The organism is Candidatus Phytoplasma fabacearum (assembly GCF_030586805.1).
GTDB classification, from domain to species: Bacteria; Bacillota_I; Bacilli_A; order Acholeplasmatales; family Acholeplasmataceae; genus Phytoplasma; species Phytoplasma fabacearum.
Genome location: NZ_JAOSIM010000001.1, coordinates 74,766 through 93,000, shown reverse-complemented (window position 1 = coordinate 93,000; position 18,235 = coordinate 74,766). Strand labels below are relative to the sequence as shown.

At 23.7% G+C, this 18,235-nt stretch carries 19 protein-coding genes and 1 pseudogene; 2 read left to right on the top strand and 18 right to left on the bottom strand.

All coding sequences use genetic code 11. The features are described 5' to 3' along the window. Positions 1-40: 40 nt before the first annotated feature. The 6 genes from OC705_RS00405 to rpsP form a co-directional block, all read right to left on the bottom strand. On the bottom strand, positions 41-775 hold the full coding sequence (locus OC705_RS00405; RefSeq protein ID WP_304514011.1) for a TrmH family RNA methyltransferase: 735 nt from the start codon (positions 773-775) through the stop codon (positions 41-43). 66 nt (positions 776-841) lie between these two features. Next, complete coding sequence (locus tag OC705_RS00400; protein WP_304512252.1) at positions 842-1,294, bottom strand: iron-sulfur cluster assembly scaffold protein; 453 nt, start codon at positions 1,292-1,294, stop codon at positions 842-844. Between the two features lie 61 nt (positions 1,295-1,355). After that, complete coding sequence (tyrS, locus tag OC705_RS00395; protein WP_304512253.1) at positions 1,356-2,615, bottom strand: tyrosine--tRNA ligase; 1,260 nt, start codon at positions 2,613-2,615, stop codon at positions 1,356-1,358. A 109-nt stretch (positions 2,616-2,724) separates the two neighbouring features. Continuing rightward, positions 2,725-3,084 (bottom strand): 50S ribosomal protein L19, encoded by a 360-nt coding sequence (gene rplS, locus OC705_RS00390; RefSeq protein WP_304512290.1) that lies wholly within the window; start codon positions 3,082-3,084, stop codon positions 2,725-2,727. A 68-nt stretch (positions 3,085-3,152) separates the two neighbouring features. Beyond that, positions 3,153-3,890: a tRNA (guanosine(37)-N1)-methyltransferase TrmD gene (trmD, locus tag OC705_RS00385; protein WP_304512291.1), complete on the bottom strand. Its 738-nt coding sequence runs from the start codon at positions 3,888-3,890 to the stop codon at positions 3,153-3,155. 124 nt (positions 3,891-4,014) lie between these two features. Continuing rightward, positions 4,015-4,251 carry a 30S ribosomal protein S16 gene (rpsP, locus tag OC705_RS00380; RefSeq protein WP_304512254.1) on the bottom strand — a complete coding sequence of 79 codons (237 nt, stop codon included), beginning with the start codon at positions 4,249-4,251 and terminating at the stop codon, positions 4,015-4,017. Between the two features lie 503 nt (positions 4,252-4,754). Here rpsP and ruvA point away from each other — a divergent pair. After that, on the top strand, positions 4,755-5,321 hold the full coding sequence (ruvA, locus tag OC705_RS00375; RefSeq protein WP_304512255.1) for a Holliday junction branch migration protein RuvA: 567 nt from the start codon (positions 4,755-4,757) through the stop codon (positions 5,319-5,321). 1 nt (position 5,322) lies between these two features. Next, on the top strand, positions 5,323-6,324 hold the full coding sequence (gene ruvB, locus OC705_RS00370) for a Holliday junction branch migration DNA helicase RuvB (protein WP_304512256.1): 1,002 nt from the start codon (positions 5,323-5,325) through the stop codon (positions 6,322-6,324). A 97-nt stretch (positions 6,325-6,421) separates the two neighbouring features. Here ruvB and OC705_RS00365 read toward each other — a convergent pair whose 3' ends face one another. The 12 genes and pseudogenes from OC705_RS00365 to OC705_RS00310 all read right to left on the bottom strand — a co-directional run bounded on the left by OC705_RS00365 (position 6,422) and on the right by OC705_RS00310 (position 18,141). Continuing rightward, a complete protein-coding gene (locus OC705_RS00365; protein WP_304512257.1) occupies positions 6,422-6,841 on the bottom strand; it encodes an HIT family protein in 420 nt (139 codons plus the stop codon). 83 nt (positions 6,842-6,924) lie between these two features. After that, complete coding sequence (locus OC705_RS00360) at positions 6,925-7,590, bottom strand: ribonuclease HIII (protein WP_304512258.1); 666 nt, start codon at positions 7,588-7,590, stop codon at positions 6,925-6,927. Between the two features lie 407 nt (positions 7,591-7,997). Beyond that, entirely contained in the window at positions 7,998-8,657 is a 660-nt protein-coding gene (locus tag OC705_RS00355) for a uracil-DNA glycosylase (RefSeq protein WP_304512259.1), read from the bottom strand. 67 nt (positions 8,658-8,724) lie between these two features. Beyond that, on the bottom strand, positions 8,725-9,297 hold the full coding sequence (locus tag OC705_RS00350; protein WP_304512260.1) for a signal peptidase I: 573 nt from the start codon (positions 9,295-9,297) through the stop codon (positions 8,725-8,727). 107 nt (positions 9,298-9,404) lie between these two features. After that, positions 9,405-12,152 (bottom strand): cation-translocating P-type ATPase, encoded by a 2,748-nt coding sequence (locus tag OC705_RS00345; protein ID WP_304514010.1) that lies wholly within the window; start codon positions 12,150-12,152, stop codon positions 9,405-9,407. A gap of 128 nt (positions 12,153-12,280) precedes the next feature. Further along, on the bottom strand, positions 12,281-13,549 hold the full coding sequence (locus OC705_RS00340; protein ID WP_304512262.1) for a hemolysin family protein: 1,269 nt from the start codon (positions 13,547-13,549) through the stop codon (positions 12,281-12,283). Positions 13,550-13,776: 227 nt separating this feature from the next. Beyond that, positions 13,777-15,198 (bottom strand): proline--tRNA ligase, encoded by a 1,422-nt coding sequence (gene proS, locus OC705_RS00335; RefSeq protein WP_304514009.1) that lies wholly within the window; start codon positions 15,196-15,198, stop codon positions 13,777-13,779. Positions 15,199-15,332: 134 nt separating this feature from the next. Next, positions 15,333-16,316, bottom strand: a complete 984-nt coding sequence (gene metK, locus OC705_RS00330; RefSeq protein WP_304512292.1) for a methionine adenosyltransferase — start codon at positions 16,314-16,316, stop codon at positions 15,333-15,335. Then, positions 16,307-16,471: a hypothetical protein gene (locus tag OC705_RS00325; protein ID WP_304512264.1), complete on the bottom strand. Its 165-nt coding sequence runs from the start codon at positions 16,469-16,471 to the stop codon at positions 16,307-16,309. Before OC705_RS00325 ends, metK begins: the two co-directional genes overlap by 10 nt. Before the next feature lie 570 nt (positions 16,472-17,041). Beyond that, a pseudogene (locus OC705_RS02570) lies at positions 17,042-17,122 on the bottom strand (S-adenosylmethionine synthetase N-terminal domain-containing protein); the annotation flags it as partial. Next, positions 17,119-17,253: a hypothetical protein gene (locus tag OC705_RS00315; RefSeq protein ID WP_304512266.1), complete on the bottom strand. Its 135-nt coding sequence runs from the start codon at positions 17,251-17,253 to the stop codon at positions 17,119-17,121. The gene OC705_RS00315 and the pseudogene OC705_RS02570, both read right to left, overlap by 4 nt. A gap of 720 nt (positions 17,254-17,973) precedes the next feature. Continuing rightward, on the bottom strand, positions 17,974-18,141 hold the full coding sequence (locus OC705_RS00310; RefSeq protein WP_304512267.1) for a hypothetical protein: 168 nt from the start codon (positions 18,139-18,141) through the stop codon (positions 17,974-17,976). Positions 18,142-18,235: the final 94 nt, after the last annotated feature.

Sequence of the window (18,235 nt, the reverse complement as noted above, 5' to 3'; positions counted from 1 at the left end):
AATTCGATATATGATTAAAAATCTAAATCTAAAAAATCCTTTATCGATTGAGATAAATATAAAACATAATAATACTTCCGGCTATAGCTACATTTAAACTTTCTACTAAATCGGTAGTAGGGATGGAAATTAGATAATCCGAGTTTTTACGAGCAACATCAGAAATACCTTTTCCTTCATTACCTAATATTAAAGCAATTTTATTATTATATATCATGCTATAATCTATTAAATCATTAGATAAAAAAGTGTTTTCACGAACACAAGATCCTATAACAAAATAATTTTTTTTTCTTAAAAAAAACAAAAAATTAGCTAAATTACCACGATAAAAATTTAAATTAAAAATAGCTCCTTGACTAACTTGAATGGTTTTTTCATTATAAATATCTACACTATTATTACTAAAAAAAATAGTTTTAAAGCCAAAAGCACAAGCACTTCTTAATAAAAGTCCAGCATTAGATGGATCTTGAATATTATCTAAAATAAGTATTTTATCATCATATGAAGATGATTTTAACATTTTACAAATAGCTACCTGTGAATATAATATATGATTGTTATTTAATAATTTCATTAAAGATTTTTTAATAAATAAACCTGCTTCTTTTTCAGGATTAATAGTATATAAACTTACTACTAATCCTTTTTTGATAGCTTCTTGCACAAGATGATTACCAAATACAAGAAATTCTTCGTATAAATCTCGATATTTTTTAGATGATAATTTCATCATTTTCTTAAAAATACTATTATTAGATGATAAAATCATAGAATATTACAACTCACTTTAAATAATATTTATTATACATATTTATTCAACAAATATATTTTCAACTTAATTTATAACATTATTAAGATAATTTTGTATTAAATCAAAGGCTAACAACCAAGGAATAATAGTGCAATTTAATTTATTAGGAATATTAGCAATTACTTCAAACAATAACAAATCTGATTCCAAAACAGCAATATCAAAAGATTTATTCTGTAACATATTTATAAAATTATTAATAACCTTTAAACTTTGAGTAAATGTTTGATTAGATAAAGAAATTGACATAATAGATGACGAAGCGCATATTATAGAACAACCTTTTGTTTCATGCCGAATTGAATTAATAAAACCATCATTAAAAAAAATTTGTAATGTTATTTCATCTCCGCACAATAAATTGTGTTTTTTTTTGATAAGGCAATTATTGTTACAAGTAATAGGTAATAAACCATAATTAAAAGGTTTTTTTGAATGTTTTATAATTAATTGACGATATAATAAATAATTAACCATAATATTTTTACTCACATTTTTGAGATTAAAAAAATAATAAATTTTAATTATTAATTTAAATTTAAGAAAAATATATTAAAATGTTAAATTTCTTTTTTTTAGTCAATAAAATATATTTATTAAATAAAGCTAATTCAGAAGTTAAGCATAAATCATAATTAATAATTTTTTTACAAGGAAAAATTTTAATACTTTGAGATAATAACAATGATTTGCCTTCTTTCTTTGAAAAAGCTAATTTGCTTCGAATTAAAACATCTAATAAAGTAACTTTTTGGCCAACTGATAAACAAAATAAATATTTTTGTAAAAATTTTAAATCTGATTCTACCAAATCTGATCTTTTTTTATTAAATAAAAGATAACTGGCTTGTTCACAATCTTTAGATATTAATGGACCATGAACTAAAGAAACTATATAACTAGCTAATTCTTTTTGAGCTAATCTTTTGTAAGAATTAAATTTCATTTCAGATTCTAAATAATTAATGCGATCTAACGTAATTAAAGTCATTTGTTTTAAACATGCAATTACACGATTATCAGGTAAATTTACAAAATATTGATACATATCAAAAGGACTAGTTAATTCTGAATTTAACCATACATTACCTTTTTCACTTTTACCAATTTTAACACCTTGATCATTTAATAATAAAGGGATACTCATACCTAAAGGTTTATTTTGAGAAGGATTAATTAATTTTCTAATTAATTCCAAACCGCTAGTAATATTTCCCCACTGATCAGAACCACCAATTTGCAATATTACATTATAGTTGAAATATAATTGATAAAAATCAAAAGCTTGCAATAAATTATAAGAAAATTCAGTATAAGAAATACCGGAATTTTCATTATTCAATCTTTCGGATATAATTTTTTTAGATAAAATATATTTAATATTAAATAATTTACCATATTGACGTAAAAAATCTAAAAAATTAATTTGAGATAACCAATCATAATTATTAACAAAAGATACTCTTTTTTGAGGCAATAAACCTTTTAATTGTAAAAAAATATCTCGAGTATTTTTAACAACTTCTTGTGGTATTAATAAAGTCCTTTCTTTTGTTTCTTTAGGATCTCCAACTAAACTAGTGGCTTGACCTATCAAAATAAAAGGATTATGACCTTTATTATACAAAAGCAAAATGGTGTTAATTTGCACTAAATGTCCTATTGTTAAAGAAATAGCTGTAGGATCGAAACCGCAATAAAAATTAATAACATTATGATTCAACTTATGTTTTAAATCTGATTCATTGCTACAATCTTTTATTAAATTACGCAGTTTTAATTCTTCAAACAAAGACATTTTTTATCTCCAATTTTTAATTTTATTTTTTATAAATATATGTTTATTTCTGTATATTTAAGATAATAAAATAAACAAAAATAAAAATTATATAGATTATAAAAAATTTTTATTTATGTTTAGTTTTAATTCTAGCAGCTTTTGATGATAAATTACGTATATAATATAATTTCGCACGACGAACTATACCAGAACTAAGAACTTCTATATTTTCTAAAGAATCTGAATAAATAGGGAAAGTACGTTCTACTCCTACACCAAATCTAATAGCGCGTACAGTAAAAGTTGCAGATATACCACTACCTTGACGTTTAATAACTAATCCAGAAAAATTTTGAACACGTTTATTATCGCCATTAGATTGTCTAATTAACATTCTAACAGTATCACCAACTTTAAAAAAAGGTATTTTTTTAAAACTTTGACTATCTATAGATCTTATTAAAGACTGACCTTTGAATTCCATAATTTAATATTTCCGCTTCCTTAATAAAAAAAATTTTATTTATACTTACAAAAACATGAAAAATATAATATTTACTCTTCACCTTCATTTTTAATTTCTTTTAATATTTTTTGATTTAATCCATCTAAATTAATTTTTTCTAACAAATCTGGTCTTTTTTTGAAAGTACTCTTTAAACTTTCTTTTAAACGCCATTTATAAATTTTTTGATGATCCCCGGATAAAAGAATCGAAGGAACTTTATAATTTTTATATTCGAAAGGCCTAGTATATTGAGGATATTTTAATAAACCTTTTTGATGGGAATCAGATAAATAAGAATTTTTATGAATTACCCCTGGTATAAGTCTAATTATAACATCTATAAAAACTAAAGAAGCAATTTCCCCACCAGTTAAAACGTAATCGCCAATAGACAATTCTTCATCTATAAAATTTAAAATTCTAGCATCAACACCTTCATAATTACCACAAATAATAACTAATTGTTCAAAATCATTAACATATTGATTTGCTTTATATTGAGTTAATACATTCCCTTGAGGAGATAATAAAATAACTTTACTTTTATTCTTAATATTGGATTTTATTTTTTCTAAACAATCATATAAAGGCGGAAATGATAACAACATTCCTGCATCGCCACTATATGGCTTATCATCTATTTTAAAATGTTTATTATGACTATAAAATCTTAAATCATGTATATTCATAATAACTTTATTTTTTTCTTTAGCTCTTTTCAAAATAGAATGATTTAAGAAATAATCGAAAAAATTGGGAAAAATAGTTATAATATCTATTTGCATGTTATTTATCAAATAATCTTTCCTTTTCAAAAAAACAAAAAATAAATTTCTTATTTCAATTATATTTCCTTTTAAATTATTCTATTATTTTGAAAAAACTTTTAAACTCGAAAAATTAATTAATTTAATTCTTTTTAAATTTTTTACACAAATTTTTAACAGTAGTAGTGGGTTGCCCACCTAAAGATAACCAATAATTAATTTTCTCTAAATTCAAATTAATTATTCCTTTTAATGGATCATAGTTTCCTAAAATTTCTAAAAATTTACCATTCCTTTTGTTATGAGCATCAATTGCTACTACACGATAAAAAGGTTTGTGACGAGAACCGAAAAGTTGTAAACGAATTTTAACTGACATGTTTCTAACTCCAAACGCAATTTAATTAAAAAATATTTTGAAAAATAATAATTCAAATAATTATAAAATAAAAAATAATTACTGTCAATCATATATTGACTCATTTTCTTTAAAAAATAAAAATTGTTATTATAATAAATTATTTAAAAATTAAAACTTAATTAATAAAAATATTTTGTACGTAAATTATAAAAAATTATTAAATATGAGTTAATATTTATAATATTAAAAATTTAGAATATAAAAGGTTAAATAAAAATTTAAAAATATAATTAAGATGTAAACTTAATAGAATATTAAATATAATATTCTCTTAATTATATAGTCATTATTTATTATAATACCTAAATATAGTAAAATATATATAATTTAATAAATCATTTCAACAAATATCTAAAAATAATTAAATTATTTAAATTAAAAAAAGATAACCTTAAATTAATAATTATTTTTAGATCAAAAATTAATAAAAATAAATTATAAAGGAGTAAATAACCGTTAATATGTACTACTATATTACAGGTTTAGTAAAATTAATCAATAATAATAATATAATTCTTGAAAATAATGGTATAGGTTACGAAATAGGTTTTTATAATCCTTATTTATTCAAAATAAATCAAAAAGTAAAATTATTTACTTATTTATATATTAAAGAAAATATACGCTATTTATATGGTTTTACAAATATTAATCTATTAAATTTTTTTAAAACAATAATTACTATTCCAGGTATAGGGCCTAAAATAGCTATTGCATTGACACAAAACGAATTATTTGCAGACATTCAAATGGCTATTGAAACTAATAATATAAATTTCTTAAAACAATTTCCAGGTATTGGCGAAAAAACCGCACAACAAATTGTTTGGTATTTAAATACTAAAAACAAAAATAAAAAAACAAATTATATATTTAATCCAAAACAAAAAGATGTTCAAAATGCTTTATGTAATTTAGGTTTTGATATAAAACAAATTAATTCTATTATAAACCAAATCAATACAGAACAAGATATAGAAGCCATGATTAAAGAAGCTTTACAATTATTATTAACAAATAGGAAATAAAATGGAAAAAAAATTAAAAAATCAACCAAATCAAAAAAATAAAAATGAAGATGCTTTTTTAAGACCTCAAACATTAAAAGAATACGCGGGACAAGAAGATATTAAACATATTTTAGATATTTATATCAAAGCTTCACGAAAACGAAAAGAAACTTTAGATCACCTATTATTTTATGGACCTCCAGGTTTAGGAAAAACTACTTTAGCACGCATTATAGCTAATGAATTAAAAACAAATATAAAGATTACTAATGGGGCTGTTTTAGAAAAAGCTGGAGATTTATCTGCTATTTTGAGCAGTTTAAAAACAGGAGAAATTTTATTTATTGACGAAATTCATCGATTACCAAAAACCGTAGAAGAAATTTTATACTCTGCTATGGAAGATTATGCTTTAGATATCGTTATCGGTAAAGATTACGATAGAAGAACTATTAGAATTAATTTAGCAGCTTTTTCTTTAATTGGAGCTACTACTAAATTCGGGCATATCTCTTTTCCACTAAGAGATCGATTTGGTTTAACTTTAAAATTAAATTATTATAAAGAATCAGAACTAAAAACTATTCTCCAAAGAACAGCTAAAGTCTATAATAATTATATAGAAGAATCAGCATTAACAGAATTAGTAAAACGTAGTCGTGGCACGCCTAGAATAGCTAATCGTTTATTCCGGAGAACACGTGATTTTGCAGAAATATATTCTAATAAAATAATTACTCATCAAATAACAATAGAAACATTAAAAAAATTAAAAATTGATGAAAATGGATTAAATGAAACAGATTATAATTATTTAAAGAATTTAGTAATTAAGTTTAATGGTGGACCAGTAGGGATTAAAAATTTATCTGCTACTTTGGGAGAAGAAATTTTTACTATAGAAGAAGTTTATGAACCTTATTTAATCCAAAAAGGCTATATAAAAAGAACTCCCAAAGGCCGTATAGCAACTAATCTAACTTTTTTATTATTAAATAAATTAAATAGGGGATTAGTATGATATATTAATTAATATATTTATTTTATTAATGAAATTTAAGAAATTTTTTAATTATTTTTTGAAAAATATGTATTAAATATTTAAATTTTTTTATTTTTTAATTAGAATTATAATCTAGTATTTTTTGTAAAATCATTTTATAATCATGTTCCTTTAAATAAGAAGAATTATCTAATAATTGAAAACAGATTTCTTCCTTAGAAAAGCGAGGAATTATATGAACATGATAATGAAAAACAGTTTGTCCAGCTACTTCTCCATTATTATTTATTAAGTTTAAACCAGAAGCTTTAAAAGCTTTAATCAATGTATGGCTAATTTGATAAACTATTTTAAATAAATAAACAAAAATATCTTGTGGTACATCTTGAATATTAGAATAAACTTTTTTAGTAATAACTAAAGTATGACCACGAGTCGCTTGAGAAATATCTAAAAAAGCCATAACTAAATCATCTTCATAAATAATATAACTCGGTATTTGTTTATTAACTATTTTCGAAAAAATATTATGCATATTGCTTATTCCTTTTTTAATAATTTTAATTTAGATAAATATTTTTTTGAAAATTTTCATAAAATTCAATTTTAAAATCAAGATCAATTAAAACAAGTATTCTTACTAATATTTTTAAAATTAATTTTAGCAATTTTATAAAAAATGGATAAACCATATTTTTCATAAATTAATTTAATTTGTCGATTAACTAAATCAGAAGCTCCTAAAATTAATTTTACATTATTAAGTTGCCCTAATTTTTCTATCTCTCTTAAAAATAAATAACGAGCAATAATAGAAGAAGCGGCTACACATAAAAATTTAGATTCAGCTTTGGTTTGAAATCTAATATGACGATAAACATTAGATTCTGTTTTTAAATAATTAAAATAAAAAGATTCAGTTGCAAATTGATCTATAATGACTGGAGATGAAAATTTTAAATTATGATAAAATCTTAAAATTAATTTATTATATAAACAAGCAAGTATATGATTAAGATTTAATTTTTTCTTAATTAAATTATTGTAATCAAAAGGTTGTAAAATCTCAAAATCATAATCAATATTTTTCATCAAAAAAGGAGCTATTTGAAAAATAGAATTTTTACTTAATAATTTGGAATCTTTAACTCTATTGCGTAATAAAAAATCTTCTAATTCATACCTTATATAAACTATACTAACTACTATAGGACCGAATACATCACCCTTACCTGATTCATCTGCTCCGACACAACCGATATAATTTTGAAAATTTTTCTTCATGAATCAAAAAACTCCTTTCTAAAAGTGTTCTTATCAATGAATTAATTATAAAATATTAATTATTTTGTTCAAATATAATTAATAAAATAGATATTTACATTTTGAAAAAATCTTTTATTATTGTTTATATAAAGTACAGATAATAACCCCCCCTCATATAAACCATAAAAATAATACATTATTCTGAAAACTAATTTCTCGTTAACATTTATGATTTTATTAGGATGTTTTTGACTTCTAAATGTAATTATTGAAAATCATGGAATAATCTTAGTTAATATCCGCTCAATTTTAAAAATGTTTTGATTTCCATCGATTCTTTTTAATAAAAAATATTATTCTTATCCTTTAAATGTTTATCATTGTTGGTTATTGATGAAATATAACCTAGTATTTAAAAATCCTCTTTAGTGCAAATTCCAATTAATAGGTTGTTTTTGATGATGTTTTAAATATTCATTAGTACGAGAAAAAGGTTTAGAACCGAAAAAACCTTGATAAGCAGATAAAGGAGAAGGATGACTACTTTCAATAATTAAATTATCCTTAATATTAATATATTCTTTATACTCTTGAGCTTTTTTACCCCATAAAATATAAACAATATTTTTTTTCAAAGACAAATAATTAAATATATTAATAATAAAAATATGCCAACCAATATTTTTGTGACTCAAAGGAAATCCTTGTTCGACAGTTAAAATGGTATTTAATAACAATACCCCTTCGTAAGCCCAAGAAAATAATTGATTTCTAAAATTTATAATAGATAAATCATTTTGTAACTCAATAAAAATATTCTTTAAACTTTTAGGTGTATCCCAAGATAAAGTACTAAATGCTAAGCCGTGAGCTTGATTAGGTCCAGGATAAGGATCCTGACCTAAAATAACAACTTTTACTTTTTCCCAAGAAGTAAATTTAAAAGCGGTAAAAATATTTTTTGCATTTGGCAAAATTTTTTTCCCCAACTTAGATTGAAGTAGCAAAAATTTTTTTATTTTAAGAAAATAATTTTTTTGTTGTTCTTTATCAATAATATATTCCCAATCTATATTAATCAACATAAACATTATCACCTTTATACAATAACTCTTTTAACAAAATAATAATCTGAATTAATAAATTAAAATTTTAAACTAAATTCTCATCGTATTCATGTTCTCCCCAAACAATAAAATAAAATAATAATAACATCATTCCCCATATAAATGCATAAGTTATCTCATAAGGGATTTTAAAAGAATATTTATAAAAAATATTTTTATAAGGAATTTTTTCTTCAAATTTTTGAATAGCCGAATTATTATCGCCTTTCGTAGTAACATATTTTTCTTGATTATTATTAGCAACTACTCTATGAATAATAAAACTATCTTTTAAATAAGAAAATTGAGAATCATCAGCTTTAAATATAATTATATCACCATCTGAAGTTCTTGGATTACTTGGTTTTAATAATTTACATTTATTTTCATCTAATATAGTAAAAAAAACTATATCATCGACACGCATCGAAGGTAACATACTATCACTAGATACACGAGAAAAATTAAAACGAAAAATTTGAGAAGTTTTTTCTTTATCTAAAATTAAATTACACAATAAAAATATAACTAAAAAAAATAAAAATAAATTAAAAAAATAATAAATAATCTTTCTAATCATAGTTAACAAAATATAAATTTTATATTTTATAAATCCCATTAGTAAATACTCCTGATCTTTCGAAATATCAATTAAAAAAATTTATATGTAAAATTATTAAAATAAAATTCAAAATTTAGAAAAAATTTCAAAAACTAAATAATAAATTAATCTTTAAAATATTTTTTAAATAATTCAACAACCAATATAGGAATTAAAGAAATAACTATAATAATACTTATATCCCAAAAAGATAACTTAGCCAAATTAAAATATTTTTGGAAAACAGGAATAAATAAAATAATAAACTGTATCGCAAAACTTATTATAAAATAAATTATAAAAAAATTATTTTTAGTTTTAATAGAAAAAATAGACTTAGATAAACTTCTAAAATTCCAAGCATGAAATAACTGCGAAAAAGCTAATACCATAAAAGCAAAAGTTTGGCCATATTTAAAATTATCAATACTATGACTATAATAACCTAAAATAGCAGAACCAAAAACAATAATACCCAACATTAAACCTTCTAAAAAAATTTTATAAATGGTTGATTTATTTAAAAAATTATTATTTTTTTTCATCATAGAATGATCTATAATATTATGCTCTGGAGGTTCCATGCCTAAAGCTAAAGCTACTAAAGAATCAGTAACTAAATTAATCCAAAGAATTTGTAAAGTATTTAAAATAACAAAATCAAAAGGAAAATAAAAAAAACCAAAAAAACTATTAAATAATATAAGACAAATTTCACCCATATTACAACTTAATAAAAAAACTAAACTTTTACGAATATTAACAAAAACATTTTGCCCTTCTTTAATAGATGTTAAAATAGTATGAAAATTGTCATCCATTAAAACAATATCAGCACTTTGTTTTGTGATTTCGGTACCACTTAAACCCATAGCTAATCCTACATCAGCTTGTTTAATACTAGGTACATCATTAACTCCATCGCCAATCATAGCTACTATATAACCTAATTTTTGCCAAGCTCTTACAATTTTTAATTTATGTACCGGAATAGTACGAGCGTAAACCTTAATATTTATTAAATTTTGTAATAATTCTGTTTCAGTTAATTTATCTAATTCAGAACCATCAATAACTAAATCAGTTTTTTTATTTAAAATTTTTAATTTATTAGCTACTTGAATAGCTGTACAACGATGATCACCTGTAATCATAATTGTCTGAATATTAGCTTCATAGCATTCTTGGATCGATTGAAAAACTTCTAACTTTATAGGATCTTCAATACCTACCAATCCGATGAAAATAATATTGTTACGTAAAATATACAAAATTTCTTTTACAGAAATATTATCACATAAAAAACGATAATCAAAAAAATTTGTATAAGCGATCCCTAATACTTTATAACCCATTTGAGCTTTTTGATTTAACTTTAATTCAAAATCTTCTTTATGTTTTGAATCTTTAATAACATTTTTTTGTTTTTGACTATTATAAATATAGTATGATAAATCTAATATAATTTCTCCAGCGCCTTTGAAAATAGTTAAATATTGATGTTGATATTTATAGATAGCGATCATTAACTTCGAATGATCATCAAAAGGAAACATTTTGATTAATTTATATTGTTGTTGTAGCTCAGAAAGATCGATATTCAAAAATTTAGATAATTCTACAAAAGAACGATCTACAGAATCTAATAAATCATAACAAGAAATAATTTTTTCATTATAATGCTGAGCGATACTATTACATAAAAGGCCGTAATAAACTAATTCCTTACAACTTGTCATTAAGTTATTACAAATTAATTTATTAGAATAATCAATATGAAAAAAATCAGAATAAACATAAAATGATTTAATCAATAGCTTATTCTGAGTGAGTGTACCTGTTTTATCTGTGCAAATAACATTGATCGAACCTAATCTTTCTAATGTTTTTAAATTTTTGACAATAGCATTTTCTTTAGCTATCTTTTTTATACCAAAAGCAAAAATAATAGTCATAATAGCTAATAAACCTTCTGGAATAACTGCTACAATTAAAGCAATAGAAGATAATAAATAACTACTAATAACATCCCAACTCAAATAATGAAAAAATAAATAATATTTCATAACATTAAAAATAAAATTTATTAAAATTAAAATAAAAATAATAATACTCAATATTTTAGTTAATTTTTGTAAATAAAATTCTAAAATTGTTTTTTCTTTTTGAATTGTTTGAGATAATTTAGCAATATTACCTATTTGAGTTTTCATACCTGTATTAATAACTAAAGCTTCGGCATTTCCATTAATTACAACAGTATTCATAAATAACAAATGTTTATAATTCAATAAATTGGAATCGATAATTTGAATCTCAACTTGTTTAGCAACTGCTACAGATTCGCCTGTCAAAATCGCTTCATCCACTTGCAAATTATTAGAAACTAATAAACGCAAATCTGCAGGAACTATATCTCCTTTATCCAAAAAAACAATATCCCCTGGAACTAATTGATCACTAGTAATTGATTTTACATTGGATTCTCGTAAAACTTTTACATATATTTTAGTATTTTTAGTAATAATATCAAAAGATTTATCTTTTTGATGTTCATGAAAAGCGCCAAAAATAGCATTACCCAATATAATTATTAAAATTAAAATACCTTCATATAACTCTTCTTGATGGTTAGAAAAAAAACCTATTATTAAAGTAATAAAAGCTGCTGTTAGCAAAATATATATAAAAAAATTATTTAATTGGCTAAAAAATTTGTTTATTAAAGACTTAGGTTTAGTTTTGAACAATTCATTCAAACCATTTTCACTTAATCTAGTTTGAGCTTGTTGTTCTGTTAATCCTGTTTTCAAATTAGTTTGCAACTCTTCAACTAATAATAATATTTCAGAATTATAAAACAAAGAATTCATATATGACTCAACCAAACCTTCTAATAAATATGCCTAATCAATCATTATTAATTTAAATAATAAAATAAATAAAAAAAATAAAATTCAAACTTTACTTATAATTTATTTTAAGTATAAAAATAACAAATTTATTTTATCTGTTTAGGAATAATAGACTTAGTTACTTTAACTTTGGTAATTACTAAACCATTATGAGATAAACCGTCAAAAACCCAATCATTATAAACTATTCTTATTTTTTCATTACTTTCTGGCATTCTACGCAATTTATCTAACATAAAACCACTTAAAGTATCATAATCATCTACTGGTAAATTAGCATTTAAATATTCTTCTATATCACAAAGATGAGCAGTACCTTTTATAATAAATTCTTGATCAGAAATTTTTACAATTTCAAAATCATTTTTATCATATTCATCCTGAATTTCGCCTAGAATTTCTTCAATAACATCTTCAATAGTTACGATACCAGCTGTACCTCCATATTCATCAACTACAATAGCCATATGTTTTTGTTTAGACTGCATTTCTTTCAATAATTCACTAATATTTTTAAATTCTGTAATATAAAAAACCCTTCTTAAATAATGATTAATATTAAATTTGGAATAATTGTTTTTAGAAGATCTTTGATCATTTGTAACTAATAAAACCTTAAAAAGATCTTTGATATGTACTATACCTAAAATCTTATCCAAATTCTCCATATAAACAGGAAATCGAGTATATTTCTCTTTTAAAATAAATTCTCTCAATTCATTAATACCAATATCATGGCGAATAGCTACAATTTCCTTTCTATGACGCATAATATCAGAAACTTTAGTAGTATTAAAATCAAAAATATTTTGTATCATATTATTTTCATTACTATTAATAACTCCTTGACTATAAGAAGCGCTTAATAAAAAACGTAATTCATCTTCAGACACAATATCTTGAGTTTTATTAGGATCAATTCTTAAACAATATAAAATAATATTACTTATTTGATGTAACAACCAAACAAAAGGTTTCATACAAAAACAAACTAAATTAAATAAACCTAATAAATAATAAGCAGTTTTTAAAGGATAAATTAAAGCAATTCTTTTAGGAATAATATCTCCTAAAACCAAAGAAAGAACAGTTAATAAAATTTGAACTTCACCATGCGAATCATGATGTAACATATAACCTTGAATTACTGTTAATATATGAATAACAATTTGAATGACAGACAAAAAATGAGTAGGTTTAGATTTAATTTTTTTAATTTTTAGGGCTTTTTTAATACCTTTTTCTATTTCAATATCCAATTTACTTTCACTTAAAGAAACTAAAGATATTTCGATAGCTGACAATAAAGCATTGATAAAAATTAATGCTATGATAGTCAAAATAATTATACTCATTTTATTTTATAACCTCTTTCACATTTAACTGCAATAAAATATAGGTTATAAAAAATAAAACTTTTTAAATAATTATTTTTATCATCATTTTCCATATACGTTTAAATTACCTTATTCTCCTTGTTTTAATTTCTTATTTTATTAAGAATAACTTTTAATAATTTTACCATAAATTCAAATAAAAGTAAAATCATTAATTATTAAATTAATTTTAATTTTTATCTCTTTTAATAAGCTCTAGCAAATAAAATAGTTTGATTTGCTTTTTTACGAGTAACAGGACAAATCTTATTTAATAATTTTTCTTTCAAAATTATTCGAGCTGTAGCTCCTGTGTCTTTTTTGATAATTTCTTCCGCTTCGTTAGCTAAAACACTCATTTTAACATATCCTTTTTTAGCTAAATAAAGTTTAAATTCTTCATAATTATTAGCAATATAAATATTCTTTTCCATACGTTGCAAAGCATTATCAAACATATTTTGATGAATATTTTTAACTAATTTAGCTATATTTATTAATAACTCAGAAGAATTAATAACAATTTTTTTTCGACTGTGTCTAATAAAAATTGTTATTTGATCATTTTTTAATTCTTTTTCTCCTATTTCTAATCTCAAAGGTATTCCCTGTAATTCATAATGACTAAATTTCCAACCAATATTTTTATTTTGTATATCTAATTTAGTTCGATATTTTTTAAATAACTGTTTATAATAAAAATTAACTTTAGTTAATAAAAGCGAATTATTTAACCTTAAAGGAATAATAACTATCTGTATAGGAGCAATATAAGGTGGCATTACTAAACCTTCATCATCGCCATGAACCATAATTATAGCACCTATCAATCTAGATGAAATAGCCCAAGATGTTTGATGTGCTATTTGTATAATAGAATTTTGATCTTGAAATTGAATTTTAAAAATTCTAGAAAAATTAGTACCTAAATAATGAGAAGTACCTGCTTGCAAAGATTGACCATCATACATTAAAGTTTCAATAGCATAAGTTGTTACAGCTCCTTTAAATTTTTCTTTTTCTGTTTTAATACCTGAAATAAAAGGTATAGCTAACAATTTTTTGCCTAATTTTTTATACAAATTTAAAATATAAAGAGTTTCTTCAAGAGCTTCTTTTTTAGAAGCATGAACTGTATGACCCTCTTGCCATAAAAATTCTTTACTTCTTAAAAAAGGCTTAGTATTTTTTTCCCAACGAACTACACTACACCATTGATTAAATAATTTAGGCAAATCTCTATAAGAAGTAATAATATTAGAATAATACTTAGAAAAAATTACTTCTGAAGTCGGACGAAGAATCAATTTAGACGGTAACAATTGATTAGCAACATTATCGATAATCAAAGTTTCAGGAGCAAAACCTTGAATATGATCTTTTTCTAATTGAAACAAATTTTCAGAAAAAAGCAAAGGAAAATAAACATTTTGATGATTGCTTTTTTTTAGATAATGATTTAAAAATTTTTGTATCATTTCCCATAAAAAATAACCATCAGGTAAATAAATAAAAAAACCTGGTACATCAGAATAAGAAATTAATTTAGCTTTTAAACAAAGATCTGTATACCACTGGCTAAAATTAATATCACGACAACGAACCGTTTTAACTAATTTTTTTTTCATATATTTTTGTATAACCTTTTATAAAAATAACCTTAAAATAATTATAATGATTATCGATGATGATTAAAAAATAATTAAATAAATTTATTTAACTTCAATAAATAGATAAAAAAACATTAAATATATAATAATTATTAAAATTTTTTCAACAACCGAGAAAATAATTTTATTTTATCTGTTTTTTCCCAACTAAATTTATCATTATCAACACCAAAATGTCCGTATTTAGCAGTCATATGAAAAATAGGTTTAGTTAAATTTAATTGATTAATAATCCCTTGAGGACTTAAATCAAAATTATTATAAATTGTATCAAGAATAAGATTATCATTAACTCTATTAGTATTAAAAGTATTAATAAACAAACCAACAGGAAAATTTACTCCAATGACATAAGCTATTTGTAATTCACATTTATCACAAATACCAGAAGCAACAATATTTTTAGCTAAATACCTTAACATATATGCTCCGCTACGATCTACTTTAGAAGCATCTTTGCCACTAAAACAACCTCCTCCATGACGTATTTCACTACCATAACTATCTTGGATAATTTTTCTTCCTGTTAAACCAGTATCAAAACAAGGACCACCTTGAATAAAACTTCCAGCTGGATTAATATAAAATTTAGTTTTAACATTTATAAATTTAATAGGAATAACTGGAGAAATAACATATTTTATAATATCATCTGAAAAATTTTTATTATTTTTCACAACATTACTATGATGACAAGAAATCACAATTGAATCAATATAATATAAATTACCTTTTTCATCATATGTCATAGTTAATTGTGTTTTACCATCTGGTTTTAAAAAAGGTAAAATTTTATTTTCTCTTATTTTGTTTAATTGTAGAGCTAAATTTCGAGATAATATAAACTGTAATGGCATATAACAGGGTGTTTCATTAGTAGCGTAACCAAACATTGCACCTTGATCTCCGGCGCCACCATTAACTGAAACAGCTTTATTAATTTCTTCAGATTGTTGATTTATTAAATTAACAATTAACAAATTTGAATAATAAAAATTATCTTCTTTATTTGTATACCCTATATCTTTTACTGTTTCTCGAACAATAGTTTCTATTGTTTTTTGATCTAAATTAATAGAACTTTTAATTTCTCCACAAAGAATAATTTTATTTTTAGTGAATAGGGATAGATTATTTGCGTTTCGATCTCAAAATTTGTCTTTCTGATAGCTATTACAAATAGCCCCCCTCCAAACCGGACAAGCAAGTTTCCCAGCATCCGGCTTTCCATAATTTATCAATAAACAATAAATTACTGACTTCTTTCGCCCTATCAAGGTCGTTAACCTTGTTCCAGGGAGGACGATTCTCTTTATCATTCCAGATCAAGTTTTACTCCTCCGACTACTAAGAAGTCGCTTTATCCTTGGGCCTAATGACTTTAAGCTCATTATTAGTTAATTTAATAACTGACCTTTAGGATTCTCCAAGTTACGCTAAATATCTACCTTGATTCCTTAGGTGAAGTAACCATTTTGTTAATGGTGAGATTCCAGGTTTGTTAATTGATAAACTATTCAATACTTAAAATATATATTAATAGACTCTGGACTGCTCGCTTATAGTAGTTTACGAAACAAGCTTCTGAATTGCATCTTCTTATCTTCTTAGGCCATTACAGGCTTATCCTTAGAACCATTTGGTGGCGGTATCTTCTTGACTAACTACTTCGTCGCAACCCGCTTTTAAGAACTGCTGTAATTCTTGAGAGTTTCCATTCAAGAACCGTTCTTAGCCTTACAGTGTTTATCGCACTGGTGATTGGTAAAATCACACGATATTTAGGCCTCTTTGGCGCCCCTATTGTTTCAATAGCGATTTTCGCATTAGAATCTTGCTTCAAATAAGCATCTAATAAAACATCAGAAATTTGATCTGCTATTTTATCAGGATGTCCTTGAGATAGGAATAGATTATTTGCGTTCCAATAATCTGATTTATCAACCAGTTATTTATTACAAATAGCCCCCCTCTAAACCGGACGAGCAAGTTTCCAAGCATCCGGCTTGCCATAATTTATCCTCTTCTGAGGACTAACGTCGTGTCACCACTGATTAGTTGTTAATTCCGATCATATAAGTTCTATGATGATAATCATCATGCTTGCATAATACCTACCTAACTGGTTATGGTTAATATTGCTTTTTAATTTATTCATGGTGGTATTTTTAAATTTTGGGATTTTGATACCGTCTATGATTTGATTAAATTCTCAGCAGGTGTTTAATACCGTTGTTTGTAACTTTTGTCGAATAATGAAAGATTTTAAATGATTTCAAGATTGACAAAAAATACCTAATTAATAAAAACCGGACAATCAATAAATTACTGACTTCTTTCGCCCTATCAAGGTCATTAACCTTGTTCCAGGGAGGACGATTCTCTTTATCATTCCAGATCAAGTTTTACTCCTCCGACTACTAAGAAGTCGCTTTATCCTTGGGCCTAATGACTTTAAGCTCATTATTAGTTAATTTAATAACTGACCTTTAGGATTCTCCAAGTTACGCTAAATATCTACCTTGATTCCTTAGGTGAAGTAACCATTTTGTTAATGGTGAGATTCCAGGTTTGTTAATTGATAAACTATTCAATACTTAAAATATATATTAATAGACTCTGGACTGCTCGCTTATAGTAGTTTACGAAACAAGCTTCTGAATTGCATCTTCTTATCTTCTTAGGCCATTACAGGCTTATCCTTAGAACCATTTGGTGGCGGTATCTTCTTGACTAACTACTTCGTCGCAACCCGCTTTTAAGAACTGCTGTAATTCTTGAGAGTTTCCATTCAAGAACCGTTCTTAGCCTTACAGTGTTTATCGCACTGGTGATTGGTAAAATCACACGATATTTAGGCCTCTTTGGCGCCCTAACTGATTCATTAGTAAATTTTTGCATATTTAATTTATTAAAGACTCACTTCCTTATACTATGATTATTATTTTGCAAAAATAAATTAATTTTTTTATAATTAACAATAAAAAAAGACTTT

Excerpts from the sequence above, each read along its gene's own strand:
- ruvB (WP_304512256.1), top strand. The coding sequence starts at position 5,323 with ATGGAAAAAAAATTAAAAAATCAACCAAATCAAAAAAATAAAAATGAA.
- OC705_RS00340 (WP_304512262.1), bottom strand. The coding sequence starts at position 13,549 with ATGAGTATAATTATTTTGACTATCATAGCATTAATTTTTATCAATGCT.
- OC705_RS00345 (WP_304514010.1), bottom strand. The coding sequence starts at position 12,152 with ATGAATTCTTTGTTTTATAATTCTGAAATATTATTATTAGTTGAAGAG.
- OC705_RS00315 (WP_304512266.1), bottom strand. The coding sequence starts at position 17,253 with ATGGCAAGCCGGATGCTTGGAAACTTGCTCGTCCGGTTTAGAGGGGGG.
- ruvA (WP_304512255.1), top strand. The coding sequence starts at position 4,755 with ATGTACTACTATATTACAGGTTTAGTAAAATTAATCAATAATAATAAT.
- trmD (WP_304512291.1), bottom strand. The coding sequence starts at position 3,890 with ATGCAAATAGATATTATAACTATTTTTCCCAATTTTTTCGATTATTTC.
- OC705_RS00405 (WP_304514011.1), bottom strand. The coding sequence starts at position 775 with ATGATTTTATCATCTAATAATAGTATTTTTAAGAAAATGATGAAATTA.
- proS (WP_304514009.1), bottom strand. The coding sequence starts at position 15,198 with ATGAAAAAAAAATTAGTTAAAACGGTTCGTTGTCGTGATATTAATTTT.
- rpsP (WP_304512254.1), bottom strand. The coding sequence starts at position 4,251 with ATGTCAGTTAAAATTCGTTTACAACTTTTCGGTTCTCGTCACAAACCT.
- tyrS (WP_304512253.1), bottom strand. The coding sequence starts at position 2,615 with ATGTCTTTGTTTGAAGAATTAAAACTGCGTAATTTAATAAAAGATTGT.
- OC705_RS00355 (WP_304512259.1), bottom strand. The coding sequence starts at position 8,657 with ATGTTGATTAATATAGATTGGGAATATATTATTGATAAAGAACAACAA.
- OC705_RS00325 (WP_304512264.1), bottom strand. The coding sequence starts at position 16,471 with ATGGAAAGCCGGATGCTGGGAAACTTGCTTGTCCGGTTTGGAGGGGGG.
- OC705_RS00400 (WP_304512252.1), bottom strand. The coding sequence starts at position 1,294 with ATGGTTAATTATTTATTATATCGTCAATTAATTATAAAACATTCAAAA.
- OC705_RS00350 (WP_304512260.1), bottom strand. The coding sequence starts at position 9,297 with ATGGGATTTATAAAATATAAAATTTATATTTTGTTAACTATGATTAGA.
- OC705_RS00360 (WP_304512258.1), bottom strand. The coding sequence starts at position 7,590 with ATGAAGAAAAATTTTCAAAATTATATCGGTTGTGTCGGAGCAGATGAA.
- OC705_RS00365 (WP_304512257.1), bottom strand. The coding sequence starts at position 6,841 with ATGCATAATATTTTTTCGAAAATAGTTAATAAACAAATACCGAGTTAT.
- OC705_RS00310 (WP_304512267.1), bottom strand. The coding sequence starts at position 18,141 with ATGCAAAAATTTACTAATGAATCAGTTAGGGCGCCAAAGAGGCCTAAA.